Raw genomic sequence first — 13,493 nt, forward strand, 5'->3', positions numbered from 1 at the left:
AAATTGAATAATGATATGTTGGGGAAATATGGTATAATAAAAAATAACTTTATAAATTAAGTAATAAAAGTAATTTATTAGATTATAATAGAAAATTTAATTTTAAGTAATATTTATATAATAAATTGCTATAAAACAAAGAGGAGAGAATAATGAAAAAATTTGATGTAAAAAGTATAGTTGTAGGCTTAATGATTGGTGTAATAGGAGCTTCAGTTGTTTTTACAATAGAAAAAACAAAATTAAACACTAAGGTTGCCGCTGTTCCTGTAGTAGAAGAAAAAAAATCAGAAACTATTACTAACGCTGAAGGTGCTACTATTTCTTCAGGAGAAGGTATAAAGTCAGTATCTATTACTAAGGATAAGATTTACTTTAATGGAAATGAGATAAATTTAAAAGACCCATTAATTTCAATTGTAAAAGAAAAAGATTCTGAAGCAGAATTATATATGCCCATGAGTGAATTGCTAGAATATATGAATTTTAAAGTTGAATGGAATAGTAAAGATAATTTTGTGAATTTAACTATGAATGGTCAGAATTATCCTAAAAATATAGAGGTTACATCTGATATTTCAAAAAATCAAGCTGATGCAGAAGCTATAGAAATTATACAAAAGACAGGAAATTGGGGATATATTGAGACATATCTCCCACATATGAGTGCTGATGGTATTGAGAAAGCTGTAGAAATATATAACTCAAAGCATATGAATTCATCTGAACATAAAAAAGCGTCTGATTATATAAAAAACTAAATTGTTATTGCACAATATTAAAATAATGTTTTTTGAAGATTGAATAATGTTATGTTTACAAATTATGTTATAATAAATTAATAATATTAATTTATTACAAATGAAAAAGGGGAAGATATATGGAGAGATTATTAACTGAAAGATTAATATTAAGAAGATGGAAGGAAACTGATAGCAAGGATTTATATGAATATGCTAAAAGTGGATTAGTAGGTCCTAATGCTGGGTGGTCACCACATAAAAGTGAAGATGAAAGTAAAGAAATAATAAAAATGTTTATTAAAAATAACGATACATATGCTATTGTTTTGAAATCAGAAAATAAAGTTATTGGTGGAATAGGACTTCATGATAGAAAACCAGATATTAATATTACTCAATTAAAACAAAAGGAAATAGGCTATGTTTTAAATCCTAAGTATTGGGGAAAAGGAATTATTCCAGAGGCTGTAGAGTATTTAATTAAGTATGGTTTCAATAAATTAAAGCTAGATTTAATTTGGTGTGGACATTTTGATTTTAATAAAAATTCAAAAAGAGTAATTGAAAAATGTGGATTCAAATATAGATTTAGAAAAAATGAAAAATTAAAATTTTTAGATAATAAAAAAGTTATTACTTTTTACTATAGTATTCTAAAATCAGAATATGTTATTTAATAGTTATTTATTTAAGTAGTATAATTAATGAGTTAACAAATTAATTATTAAATATTAATGTAAAACCATAAATTTATAATATATTATATTAAAATAATATTATAAATTTATGGTTTTTTATTATACACTATATTATAGTATTCATTTTTAAAACATATCTTTTCAAGCTACTATTTAGAGCATTCTTATCTTACCCAAGCTCCACTTGAATTTACATAGTATCCATTTATTGTTGTATTTGCGGCCATTGTTCCATCATAATAGAAATAATACCAATTTTCTCCTTCTTGAAGCCAGCCCCTTGCCATTAATCCTTTGTAACCATCAGATAGAGGATTAAAATAATACCAATATCCATTAATTTTATTCCAGCCTGTTTTCATTGCACCTTGGTATCCATCACTATTAGGATTTAAATAATAAATAGCTCCATTAAGATTTATAAAACCTGTTGCCATTTGACCATTTCCATAAAAATAAAACCAGTTATCATTTTCTTCATACCATCCATTACGCTTAGTTCCATCGCTCCAAAGCCAGTACCAATAATCACCTTCCTTATGCCATCCTGATTCTACTGTAAGTGTTTGAGATGTGGTATCTTTTTTATTTGAAGAGTTATTATACGGATCTTTATTAACATATGAAGTACCATTTTTTATAATAGTTACTCCTTCATCAAAAGCAGTGTCCTGATAAGTATTTATTACACTAGAAGGTATTTCTAAAACCTTTATGTTTTTACATAGATTAAATGCTCCAGTTCCTATTGTTTTTGTACCTTCATTTAATATGACATTTTTTAAGTTTGAACAACTTATAAAAGCATATGATCCTATTTCCTTTACACTACCTGGAATTTCAATCTTTTGCAGCTTAGTACATTCTTCAAAAGCAGATTCTCCTATTTTTGTAACACTATCAGGAATTATAATATTATTAAGATTAATACATCCACTAAAAGCTTTATCTCTTATTTCTGTAACACTATCAGGAATTTGAACTTTACTTAAATCAGTCCAGTTTTTAAAAGCACAGCTTCCTATAGCTGTAACATTATCAGGAATTTTAAAATCCTCTTTTTGATCACCAGCATTTATTAAAACATTATTTACAATCAATAAGCCATTAGAATCTCTTTGATCTCCAAGCCATGGTGTATTACTAAAAGCCTCTTCTTCTATTGATGCACTAGATGGTAAATCAACATCAGTTAATTGCTCACAACTACTAAAAGCCCCATTTTCTAAGTGTATTTTATTATTAGAAATTTTAATATTTTTTAGATTGCTACATGCTGCAAAAGCGCAACTACCTATTTGGGTAACGCTATCAGGAATGATAACATTTTTAAGTTTACTACAACCCTCAAAAGCACGGTTACCTATTTCTGTAATATCATTAGGTAATTCAATACTTTCCAGATTACTGCAATACTCAAAAGTACTATATTTTATTTCTGTAATACCATTAGGAAGTGTGATTTTTTTCATATTATCACAATGACTAAAGGCTTTAGATCCTATTTTTAGAACACTATTTGGAATAGCAACACTAGTTATATTGTGTTCATCAGCAAATGCATCATTTGCTATTTCTTTTACATTTGAAGGGATTCTAATATCTCCAGACTGATTTTTTGCACTTAATAATCTATTATTTATAATTATTAATCCTTTAGAATTTTTTTGAGAGTTAAGCCATGGTGTATCTATAAAGGCACGCTCTGACACCCATGTAGTATTTGGAAGTTGTACATCAGTTAAATTTTTACAACGGAAAGAATCAGGACCTATAAATCTTACGCTTGATGGTATTTTAACACTTTGTATTATAGAATCAGGAAGAGGTGCAGCGTTGTGATGTGGACTTTTATATTCTACTATATCTCCAATAACGGAAACAATTCTCCCACCTAATTTTTCAGGAACTTTCATGTTAGCTTGAACATTTTTTGCATATTGAAGATAAATAGTGCCATCATTAAGAAGTTTATAACTCCATGTAATTCCGTTTTCATCAGTAGCTTCCCTTAACGGTAAATCTTTATCTTTTTCTGTATTGTAAGCACCTAATTGTAACTGAATTGGCTCAGCGTTTGCCGTTATTGTTGTTTTATAGCTTATAATACTTGTACTTATTGCAAGTGCAAGCATTCCTAAAATAAATTTATTATTTCTTAACATTATTTTATCCCCTTTTAATTACTAGTTATTTAGTACATATTATTATATATAGTAATATAATACATAAAAGTATAATATCATTTAAAATTCTTAATTCAACTATATTTTCATATTTTTAATATTTTATTAAGAATTTTAAAGGTTTTTATATAGAATAAAGTATGAAGAAAGCAAAATCACAAATAATATATTATCCCAATAAACAAGATAACTATTGGATAGAAAATAATGTTTAGGATCTTTATAGCAAATTTAAATATGATATACTTAAACGAAATATCAGAAATTATTTTGGATATTATTGATATAGTAGATATTAAACTAATAAGTTTGCATGAGTATATTATGAATACAGCTAATTATAAAAAATTATATAAGTAAATTAATAAATAAAACTTAATATTAAATAAATGGAAATACCGTATTATTTAAAAGAAATATACGGTATTTTTAGTTTTCAATACTAAAATTATTAACTAAAGTGTTTTTTTAAATCAGATAATATTGTAATTGTGAAATGTGTTATAATAGTGGAAAAATAATTATATTTTATAAAAAATTAGTAGAAAGGTGAGTTTAATAAATGTATTTAAATGTTATTTTTGATATTTCACAAAAGTAAGTGGCAAGAGTATGATTGAATTTAGTAAGAAATAATTAAATTTATAAACTATTTCAAAGAATAAAATTATAGAAAACTAAATCTAGTAAGGGGATATATTATGATTTGTAAAAAAGGTGGACAACAACTAGAGAATGATAAATTTAGGTGTACTCAAGAGTATACAGCTATTAAATTAGAATATATAAAAAAGAGATCAAGTACCAAAGATGTTCCAGGATTCGGTACTTTTCTTATGGCAACTATAATACCTTTTTTTGGTATTATAATGTGGGGAATATGGAAAGAAAAAAAACCAAGGAGTGCTGATTTTATATTTGTTTGGTCAATATTTATTGCTATTATATTTTTTATATTTAGATCTTTAACGCATATAATTAAAATGTTTTAAGTTAAGGTTAATATAATAATATAAATAAAATTATTAGTCTAAAGTGAAACTTATTTTAAAATTAGGATTGGAGATTGTTTTAAATTATAAGGAAATTAAAAAAACACTATTAATTTTAGTATATATAAGTTCCAATAAAGTTTGTTTATTAATATAAATTTTAATATTAAGGAACTTATATTTAAAATTTAATAATGAGTTTAAAGATAAATAAATGAGGTAAGGAGTTAAGAATAAAATGAGCATTAGAGAAAATTTATATAGTATGTTTATTGATCAAGCAAGATCGAACATTAATTATTTGTGCAATGATTATGATAAATATATAGAAGTTGAAACTAAAGTAAAAAATACTACTAAGAATAAGAGCATTAGAAAATTAGCTACAATTAATTTATCAATTGCTTACTATTTTAATAATGAAATACATAAAGCTTTAGATACTTTAAAAAGTTTAAATATAGATGATCTGAATAAAGGAGAAAGAATAAGTTATTATTATAATTTATTACTTTATAGTACTAAGGTTAAAGATGAAGAAACTATAAATTATGTTATTACAGAAGGAAAAAAAGAGATTGATAGTATAAAAGAAAAAAGTAAGAATACATACAATGGATTTTATATAAATTATTACAATTATAAAGGATTATATGAAGAAAGTAAAAAGTTATTACTAGAAATAGATAGAGAAAAATTATCAGAAGGGGAAAGGGGATATTATAATTTATTACAAGCAGAATATTATGTTTATGTTAAAAATTATTATGAAGCAGCAAATATTATAAATCAAATAATAAAGTATGATGAAATAACTTCACCAATTATAATTGAAACTATAAAATGCTTATCAGAAAAATGTATTGAGAATGGAGTTTTTATTGAAGATTATTATAATAAATCAAATGAAGAAAAAAATGATAAACCAATTATAAAGATATTAAAAAAATTAAGTTGTATTCCTGTTATTCATTTAATTTTTTCTTTAATGCTTAATACTATAACTAATTTTAAAAGTAGTATAAAGGAAAGATGGTTTATATATTTTGCAGTACCATTTGGAATATGTTTTTTTTGCTGTAGAGTTGTAGGAATATTATCAAAAAAAAGTTTATATAATTCATATTGGACAGACTTGTGTTATGGAATATTTATATTATATGTGGTTTTATGTATTGCAATAATATGTTTAAGATATATCTTAAGGAATAAATTTAAAAATATTAAGTTTATATTATTTATAATTTTGATGTTAATTGGAATGGGAGGATTCGAAGGATATAATTTGATTAACAATATATATGATTTTTCATATGTAATATCAAATAACTATGATGAAGATGTTACTTTTATTAATAATATAGAAAAAGAAGATGGTTTTTATAAAATTGAATTAGATGGATTTGAAGATAGGTATTACATAGAAGTTAATGATAAGAAAAATAAAATAGATAAATATTATATAGATGGTAAGGTAATAGTTAAATATTTACCTAATTCTGAAAAAATATTGGATATTGTATATATAAAGAGCAATTAAAGAAACTATTAAAACTATTTTATAGTAATATTATACAAAAAATATAATTAAAACTATTTATTTTTATTTTATATGATATAATCATTAGGGAATAAAGTAAAATAATATCATATTATGTAATTATTTTACTAGAATATTTATAAAAATTATTTAAGGGGGAAATAATAGTGAAAAATTTTAAAAAGGTACTTTCTTTTGCTCTAGTATTTATGTTATTAGCTGGAGTTTGCGGGTGTGCAGGAAAGAAGACACCAACTAACACTGTGAAAAATTATTTAGAACAAGTAAAAAAAGGAGAGAATGCGGAGTTTTCTAAATTATTAAATGAAAATATAGAAAAAGAAGATAAAAAAACAGAAGAAAATAAAGCTAAATTTGATGAATCAGAAAAGAAAATGCTTGATTCTATGAAAAAACTAACTTATAAAATAAATTCTGAAAATATAGAAGGGGATTCAGCTGTAGTAAATGTAACTGCAACAGCTCCAGATTTAGCAGCAGTTATAGGTGAGTTCTTCCAAAAAGCAATTTCAGTTGCATTTTCAAGTGCATTTGCAGGAACTAAACCATCAGATGAAGAAAATGAAAAAATGTATGACAAGATGTTAAGCGAATGTTTAGATAATGTTAAATTAACAGAAAGAACTCAAGATATACATTTAGAAAAAGTAGATGGTGAATGGAAGATAACAAATAATGATGAATTAGCGAAATTATTAGTTAATATAGATCCTAAAAAGTTTAATCCTCAAAAGTAGTTAGTATATAAACAAATTTAAATTATAAAAAATATCTAGATTTAACTTATTTAATATTAATTTTAGATATTTTTTTAAACAAAAAAGGACTTACTTTATTACAGTAAGTTCTTTTTAGTGATTGTAAATTTATATATAATTTTACTTTAAGTGGATAATATGGTATATTTTATTGGGGATAATGACATACCCAAAGATTAATTTACATTTAATAAATCTTAAATCTCAATAGATAAGCTGTGTTTTAGATTAATATAAAATTGTAATATTAAGCTTCGGTCTCTGTTTATAACATTTATATTATAATAATATAGTTTTAAAGCATAGCTAAGTTAGAATGAGAATGTCAAATATTTAAGATAAGAAGATGAATAGTTATGTTAAAAAGTGAAGTATCTAAACAAATTACAACACCACTAACAGCTCCAGCATTTCCAAGGGGACCTTATAGGTTTCATAATCGTGAATATTTTAATATTATATATCGTACTGATGCTGATGCTTTACGTAAAGTTGTACCAGAACCTTTAGAATTAGGGGATGATCCTTTAGTTAGATTTGAAATGATGGCCATGCCAGATACAAGTGGATTAGGAGATTATGCAGAATGCGGACAGGCTATACCAGTAAAATTTAATGGTAAAGAGGGTGACTATTTGCATATGATGTACTTAGATAATCATCCGGCTATTGCTGTTGGAAGAGAATTTAGTGCATACCCTAAAAAACTAGGTTATCCAAAACTATTTGTTGATTCAGATACACTAGTTGGCACATTAGATTATGGAAAATTAAGAATAGCAATAGCTACTATGGGATATAAGCATAAACCTTTAGATCTCAATGAGGCAAAGGAACAAATTTGTCGTCCTAATTTTATGTTGAAAATTATACCTAATTATGATGGAACCCCAAGAATATGTGAGTTAATATCTGCACAAATTAAAGATATTACTGTACATGAGGCATGGACTGGTCCAGCAAGATTACAATTATTTGATCATGCAATGGCACCATTTAATGATTTGCCTGTAAAAGAAATAGTTTCTAGTTCTCATATTCTTACAGATTTAACTCTTCCGTCTCCTGAAGTTATATATGATTATATTAAAAAGTAGTCTAATATAATCATATACTATAAATTGTTACGAATTAATGAAAAAAGGATATTATCACTATTTTAAAATGGTGATAATATCCTTTTAATGATTTTGCAACTCAAATTAAATATTATATTTTTATTAATACAGAATTATCTATGAAAAGATTAACTATAAAAATTTAAAAATAATATATATATGGTAAAAAATTATAATAGAAATTATCAAACTACAATTTATGTCGTGATTTCAAAAAAATATTAATTTTTATTAAAAGGTTTTCAGAAAAAACAGAAAAATTCGATATTATTTTTAAATTTCTAATAACTATCCTTTAGAGGTTATTAGAAGAAAATATATAACCAAGTCTTATTTTGTTAACGTTTTATCTAGCTATAAATAAATTTATGGAGTTTAAATATTGATTTTGGATAATTTAGTGATAATATACTATTTATACAAGTAATTGAATAAATTTACAAATTAATAATTAACTAAAATTATTGTCTTATTTTTAAAGTTTAAAAACTTTTTCTAAATATCTCATCATTTGTAACTAGCATTATATCTAAATAACTTAAATTTTATTAACCTTAAATAAACATTATTAAAGTGACTTAATAATATAGTAAAGCCAAGTAAAATCTTTAATTAATGATATGTTTTAATAAATTTAAATCTCAAGTCGTTATTATAATACAATATCACACAGCTTAAAAATATTTTAACTAATAAAAGATATAAGACAAAAGCTCTTATGGGTTTTTGTATGAAAATTTTATAACTATAAGGAGGAGCAATATGGAAAGGAACTTATCAATATTATCACAAGAAGACAGTTTAAAAATTACAAAAAAGATTGGAGGTAAAAAAACTAATAATGAATGCTATTTAGGCGTATTTGAAAAAGTTGAAAATGCTATTACAAAGGCAATTTATGCACAAAAGAAATTAAGTCTTTATTATACTAAAGAGGATAGGGAAAGAATTATCAAGGGAATAAGAAAGGCTACATTGGAAAATAAAGAGACATTAGCTAAAATGATTGTAGATGAAACACACATGGGAAGATATGAAGACAAAATATTAAAGCACGAATTAGTAGCTAAATATACTCCAGGCACAGAAGATTTAATTACTACAGCATGGTCTGGAGATCAAGGACTTACATTAGTAGAGATGTCTCCATATGGTCTTATAGGTGCAATAACCCCTTCAACTAATCCAACTGAAACTGTTATATGTAACAGTATAGGTATGATAGCCGCTGGGAATTCAGTAGTATTTAATGGACATCCAGGAGCAAAAAAATGTGTTGCTTTTGCTGTAGATATGATAAATAGAGCAATTGTAAAAGCAGGAGGACCAGAAAATCTAGTAACTACAGTAGAAAATCCAACTATGGATTCATTAAATGTAATTATGAAACATCCATATATAAAGCTTTTATGTGGAACAGGAGGACCTGGATTAATAAAAACACTCTTAAATTCTGGTAAAAAGGCTATAGGCGCAGGAGCTGGAAATCCACCTGTAATTGTAGATGATAGTGCAGATATAGAGAATGCTGCTAAAAATATTATAGAAGGTTGTTCTTTTGATAATAATTTACCTTGTATTGCAGAAAAAGAAGTATTTGTTTTAGATAATGTAGCAGATGATTTAATAAAAAATATGATTAATAATAATGCTGTACTAATAAATGAGAATGATGTATCAAAATTATTAGATTTAGTATTGTTAGAAAAAAAAGATGAAAATTCAGGATTTGTTATAAACAAAAAATGGGTAGGAAAAGATGCTAAGTTATTTTTGGAGAAAATAGGTAGACAAGTATCTGATGAAGTTAGATGTATTATATGTGAAGTAGATTCAAATCATCCTTTTGTAATGACAGAACTTATGATGCCAATACTTCCTATTGTAAGAGTTAAAGATATAGATAAAGCAATAGAGTGTGCTAAAATGGCAGAACAAAGCAAAAGACATAGTGCTTATATGTATTCAAAAAATATAGATAATTTAAATAGGTTTGAAAAAGAAATAGATACAACTATTTTTGTAAAGAATGCTAAGTCTTTTGCTGGAGTAGGCTTTGGTGCAGAAGGATTTACAACTTTTACTATTGCGGGACCTACAGGTGAAGGCATAACTTCTGCAAGAAATTTTACAAGACAAAGAAGATGTGTACTTGCAGGTTAGATGATAGATCAATACAATTATTTCAATTTATTTAGCAGTTTTTATATGAAGTATTATATATTCTAAAAAAAGAAGGAGATATTAACATGAATAAACTAGTTAAGATGGAAGATCTAAAGTCTATTTTTAAAGATGGGATGACAATTATGATTGGTGGTTTTTTAGATTGTGGAACCCCAGAAACTATAATTGATATGTTAGTAAATTTAAATATAAAAGATCTAACTATTATCGGGAACGATACCGGATATCCAGATAAAGGCATAGGTAAATTAGTTGTAAATGGTCAGGTAAAAAAAGTAATAGCTTCTCATATTGGAACAAATCCTGAGACTGGAAGAAGAATGAATACTGGGGAAATGGAAGTAGAACTTTCTCCACAAGGAACATTAATTGAAAGAATACGTGCGGCAGGTTCTGGTTTAGGTGGAGTATTAACACCAACAGGAATAGGTACAATTGTAGAAAATGGAAAACGTAAGATTTTAATTGATGATAAAGAATATTTATTAGAACTTCCATTAAAAGCAGATGTTTCATTAGTAAAGGGTAGTATAGTAGATGAATTCGGAAACACTTGTTATAAAGGTACTACAAAAAATTTTAATCCTTATATTGCAATGGCAGCAGATACAGTAATAATGGAAGCAGAAAAGTTAGTTAAATGTGAAGAATTAAATAAGGAAGATATAATGACTTCAGGTGTATTAGTAAATTATATAGTAAAGGAGGAAATTTAAGTGATTACAGATAGTAAATTAGCAAGGCAAATAATTGCAAAAAGAGTTGCAAAAGAATTAAAGGAAGGACAACTTGTGAATCTTGGTATAGGACTTCCTACGTTAGTAGCAAATTATGTATCAAAAGAAAAGCATATAGTTTTTCAATCTGAAAATGGAATGGTTGGTATGGGTGCATTGCCAACATCAGGACATGAAGATGCACATATAATAAATGCAGGTGGACAATGTGTAACGGTATTACCAGAGGCATCATTTTTTGATAGCTCTATGTCTTTTGCATTAATTAGAGGTGGACATGTTGATGTTACTGTGCTTGGAGCTTTAGAGGTGGATGAAGAAGGTAGTTTGGCTAATTGGATTATTCCAGGTAAAATGGTGCCAGGTATGGGTGGTGCTATGGACTTAGTAACAGGTGCTAAGAAGGTAATTGTAGCAATGCAGCATACTGGAAAAGGAAAACCTAAGATTCTTAAAAAATGTAGATTACCATTAACTGCAAAATCACAAGTAGACTTAATTATTACAGAACTCTGCGTAATTGAAGTAACAGATAAGGGGTTACTTTTAAAGGAAATTAATGATTATACAACAATTGATGAAATCAAATCTTTAACAGAAGCAAATTTAATTATACCGGATAATATAAGAAGCATGGCTGTGTAAAAACAAAAACTATCTATTATTTGATTTAATATTTAATAAAAAAATAATATTTAATAAAATATTAAAGAGTTTTATGGTATAATATTTAAAACTATTATTATGAACCAAATTACACACAAGGAGGTAGGTCAATAAAAGGCCTACCTTCACTTTTTATAAAATAATACAGATGAGAGGAAGAATATTAATGGATATTAAAATTAGACAAGTATCTATAGAGGATTTAGATTCAGTAACACAAGTTGAAGCAATATGTTTCCCATGTGCAGAAGCTGCTGATAAGAAATCTTTTAAGGAACGTATTAAAACATTTCCTGAAAGTTTTTTCGTAGCAGAAATAGACAGAAGAATAATTGGCTTTATTAATGGGTGTATTATAAATGAAACTGTTATATATGATGAACTCTTTGAAGATTCTAGATTACATATTCCATATGGAGATTATCAGACAGTTTTTGGACTTGATGTTATACCAGAATATCGTAATCAAGGAATTGCAGCCAAGTTGATGAAACATATGATAGATACATCAAGATTAGCAGGAAAAAAGGGTGTTATTTTAACTTGCAAAGAAAAACTTATTAATTATTATGAAAAGTTTGGATATAAAAACAAAGGTATATCTAACTCAGTACATGGTGGTGTTGAATGGTATGATATGATTTTAGAATTTTAAATAAAAATGAATTGAATTTTACAATCCATTTTTATTTCTATCTTTTGATATTATATTTAGTAATTATCTAGAAAAAACAAGTGATACTTCACCATTCCCAATAATAATTATATAATCATTTTCTTCAAGCAATATTTTTGATGTAGGAACATATGTTTTATCAAATTTTCTAAAAATTTTTTGATTTCCTTGTGAATCAACTATCGCTAAACTTGTGTTAAGATCAGAAGTTACTAGTTTAGCGATCATGGCACATTTGTTAGCATTAGTAATTTTATATACTCCTTCTTTATAAGAAGCTGATGTTGGTCCAATATCAATAGCTTTAACATTATTAACAAATATCAACATAAATAATATAGTTAGTATTATAATTTTTTTTAATCTCATAATATATACACCTCACTTATTCCTATTAATAGTTTGTTAAAAAAAATAGATATTATTAAGTTAATATTTGGCATAAAGGGTGATGAAAATTAAATAATTATATAAAATTAAAATAATTTGGAATTGGTAAAATATTATATAATAATAAATTATAAGAAAAAAAGTTAAATTTGGTATATATTTAGAGGAGGTATGGTTTATGTCAAAGATTTTAAATGGTGAAAAGGTTTTATGTTCTATTAAATCGCATAAAGATATTAAAACTTCTACTATAATAGGAAGTTTTTTTGCAAATTTAGTTACAATGGGGCTTGCTGGTATGGTAACAAACAATTTTAATTTAATTCTTACTTCAGAAAATTTATATATAGAAGCTAAAGGTTATGCTACTTGGGGTGGATTACCTGAAGAAAGATATGTGGATAAAATCAATAGAAAAGATATACAGTCTTTTGACGTAAAATGCGATGGGGCTGATGAGCTTATTACAATAATTACAATAAAAAATAAAAAATTAACCTTTATTAGAAACAATGAAAATAATAATAATCTGGCTTTAGAAATGGCTAGACTGATATCAGAGGATATAAAAAATTAAATGAAAAAATAAATAACAAATTAGAATACCGTATTATTCGAAGTGAATTTACGGTGTTTTTTTATAATATTTTATAGTACGTAGATTTTATTTAAAATAACTCTTAAAACGAGGTGATTTAAGTTGGAAACTAATATTATATTACTAGTAATATAATATTAGGAAAGACTAATTCTGTATCCATTGCAGCTTGTATAATAATAA

Annotated in this window: 13 protein-coding genes; 11 read left to right on the forward strand and 2 right to left on the reverse strand. The window is 25.6% G+C overall.

Features of this window, described 5'->3' with window-relative positions; all coding sequences use genetic code 11:
• Positions 1-152 precede the first annotated feature (152 nt).
• Positions 153-761 carry a hypothetical protein gene (locus tag KYD98_RS11185; protein ID WP_219780122.1) on the forward strand — a complete coding sequence of 203 codons (609 nt, stop codon included), beginning with the start codon at positions 153-155 and terminating at the stop codon, positions 759-761.
• A gap of 119 nt (positions 762-880) precedes the next feature.
• Positions 881-1,420 (forward strand): GNAT family N-acetyltransferase, encoded by a 540-nt coding sequence (locus KYD98_RS11190; RefSeq protein ID WP_219780123.1) that lies wholly within the window; start codon positions 881-883, stop codon positions 1,418-1,420.
• A gap of 185 nt (positions 1,421-1,605) precedes the next feature.
• Here KYD98_RS11190 and KYD98_RS11195 read toward each other — a convergent pair whose 3' ends face one another.
• The gene (locus KYD98_RS11195) at positions 1,606-3,606 is read right to left on the reverse strand and encodes a leucine-rich repeat protein (RefSeq protein ID WP_219780124.1); all 2,001 of its coding nucleotides are present in this window, start codon (positions 3,604-3,606) and stop codon (positions 1,606-1,608) included.
• A gap of 722 nt (positions 3,607-4,328) precedes the next feature.
• Between KYD98_RS11195 and KYD98_RS11200 the strand changes: the two genes are divergently transcribed.
• From KYD98_RS11200 to KYD98_RS11235, 8 genes are all read left to right on the forward strand, one after another.
• Positions 4,329-4,619 (forward strand): hypothetical protein, encoded by a 291-nt coding sequence (locus KYD98_RS11200; protein ID WP_219780125.1) that lies wholly within the window; start codon positions 4,329-4,331, stop codon positions 4,617-4,619.
• A gap of 238 nt (positions 4,620-4,857) precedes the next feature.
• Entirely contained in the window at positions 4,858-6,159 is a 1,302-nt protein-coding gene (locus KYD98_RS11205) for a hypothetical protein (protein ID WP_219780126.1), read from the forward strand.
• 167 nt (positions 6,160-6,326) lie between these two features.
• Entirely contained in the window at positions 6,327-6,917 is a 591-nt protein-coding gene (locus KYD98_RS11210) for a DUF4878 domain-containing protein (RefSeq protein WP_219780127.1), read from the forward strand.
• A gap of 377 nt (positions 6,918-7,294) precedes the next feature.
• The gene (gene adc, locus KYD98_RS11215; protein WP_219780128.1) at positions 7,295-8,035 is read left to right on the forward strand and encodes an acetoacetate decarboxylase; all 741 of its coding nucleotides are present in this window, start codon (positions 7,295-7,297) and stop codon (positions 8,033-8,035) included.
• Between the two features lie 783 nt (positions 8,036-8,818).
• Positions 8,819-10,219 carry an aldehyde dehydrogenase family protein gene (locus KYD98_RS11220; RefSeq protein ID WP_219780129.1) on the forward strand — a complete coding sequence of 467 codons (1,401 nt, stop codon included), beginning with the start codon at positions 8,819-8,821 and terminating at the stop codon, positions 10,217-10,219.
• Positions 10,220-10,305: 86 nt separating this feature from the next.
• Entirely contained in the window at positions 10,306-10,959 is a 654-nt protein-coding gene (gene ctfA, locus KYD98_RS11225; RefSeq protein WP_219780130.1) for a butyrate--acetoacetate CoA-transferase subunit A, read from the forward strand.
• A complete protein-coding gene (locus KYD98_RS11230; RefSeq protein ID WP_219780131.1) occupies positions 10,960-11,625 on the forward strand; it encodes a 3-oxoacid CoA-transferase subunit B in 666 nt (221 codons plus the stop codon). It begins immediately after the preceding gene.
• Between the two features lie 187 nt (positions 11,626-11,812).
• Positions 11,813-12,301, forward strand: coding sequence for a GNAT family N-acetyltransferase (locus KYD98_RS11235; protein ID WP_219780132.1), 489 nt, complete (start codon positions 11,813-11,815; stop codon positions 12,299-12,301).
• 63 nt (positions 12,302-12,364) lie between these two features.
• Here KYD98_RS11235 and KYD98_RS11240 read toward each other — a convergent pair whose 3' ends face one another.
• Positions 12,365-12,691, reverse strand: a complete 327-nt coding sequence (locus tag KYD98_RS11240) for a hypothetical protein (protein WP_219780133.1) — start codon at positions 12,689-12,691, stop codon at positions 12,365-12,367.
• A gap of 199 nt (positions 12,692-12,890) precedes the next feature.
• Here KYD98_RS11240 and KYD98_RS11245 point away from each other — a divergent pair, with 199 nt between their 5' ends.
• Entirely contained in the window at positions 12,891-13,289 is a 399-nt protein-coding gene (locus tag KYD98_RS11245; protein WP_219780134.1) for a hypothetical protein, read from the forward strand.
• Positions 13,290-13,493: the final 204 nt, after the last annotated feature.

It is taken from the genome of Clostridium weizhouense, assembly GCF_019431045.1.
In the GTDB taxonomy this organism is placed as follows: Bacteria; Bacillota; Clostridia; order Clostridiales; family Clostridiaceae; genus Clostridium; species Clostridium weizhouense.

Excerpts from the sequence above, each read along its gene's own strand:
- KYD98_RS11185 (WP_219780122.1), top strand. The coding sequence starts at position 153 with ATGAAAAAATTTGATGTAAAAAGTATAGTTGTAGGCTTAATGATTGGT.
- KYD98_RS11190 (WP_219780123.1), top strand. The coding sequence starts at position 881 with ATGGAGAGATTATTAACTGAAAGATTAATATTAAGAAGATGGAAGGAA.
- KYD98_RS11195 (WP_219780124.1), bottom strand. The coding sequence starts at position 3,606 with ATGTTAAGAAATAATAAATTTATTTTAGGAATGCTTGCACTTGCAATA.
- KYD98_RS11200 (WP_219780125.1), top strand. The coding sequence starts at position 4,329 with ATGATTTGTAAAAAAGGTGGACAACAACTAGAGAATGATAAATTTAGG.
- KYD98_RS11205 (WP_219780126.1), top strand. The coding sequence starts at position 4,858 with ATGAGCATTAGAGAAAATTTATATAGTATGTTTATTGATCAAGCAAGA.
- adc (WP_219780128.1), top strand. The coding sequence starts at position 7,295 with ATGTTAAAAAGTGAAGTATCTAAACAAATTACAACACCACTAACAGCT.
- KYD98_RS11220 (WP_219780129.1), top strand. The coding sequence starts at position 8,819 with ATGGAAAGGAACTTATCAATATTATCACAAGAAGACAGTTTAAAAATT.
- ctfA (WP_219780130.1), top strand. The coding sequence starts at position 10,306 with ATGAATAAACTAGTTAAGATGGAAGATCTAAAGTCTATTTTTAAAGAT.
- KYD98_RS11235 (WP_219780132.1), top strand. The coding sequence starts at position 11,813 with ATGGATATTAAAATTAGACAAGTATCTATAGAGGATTTAGATTCAGTA.
- KYD98_RS11240 (WP_219780133.1), bottom strand. The coding sequence starts at position 12,691 with ATGAGATTAAAAAAAATTATAATACTAACTATATTATTTATGTTGATA.
- KYD98_RS11245 (WP_219780134.1), top strand. The coding sequence starts at position 12,891 with ATGTCAAAGATTTTAAATGGTGAAAAGGTTTTATGTTCTATTAAATCG.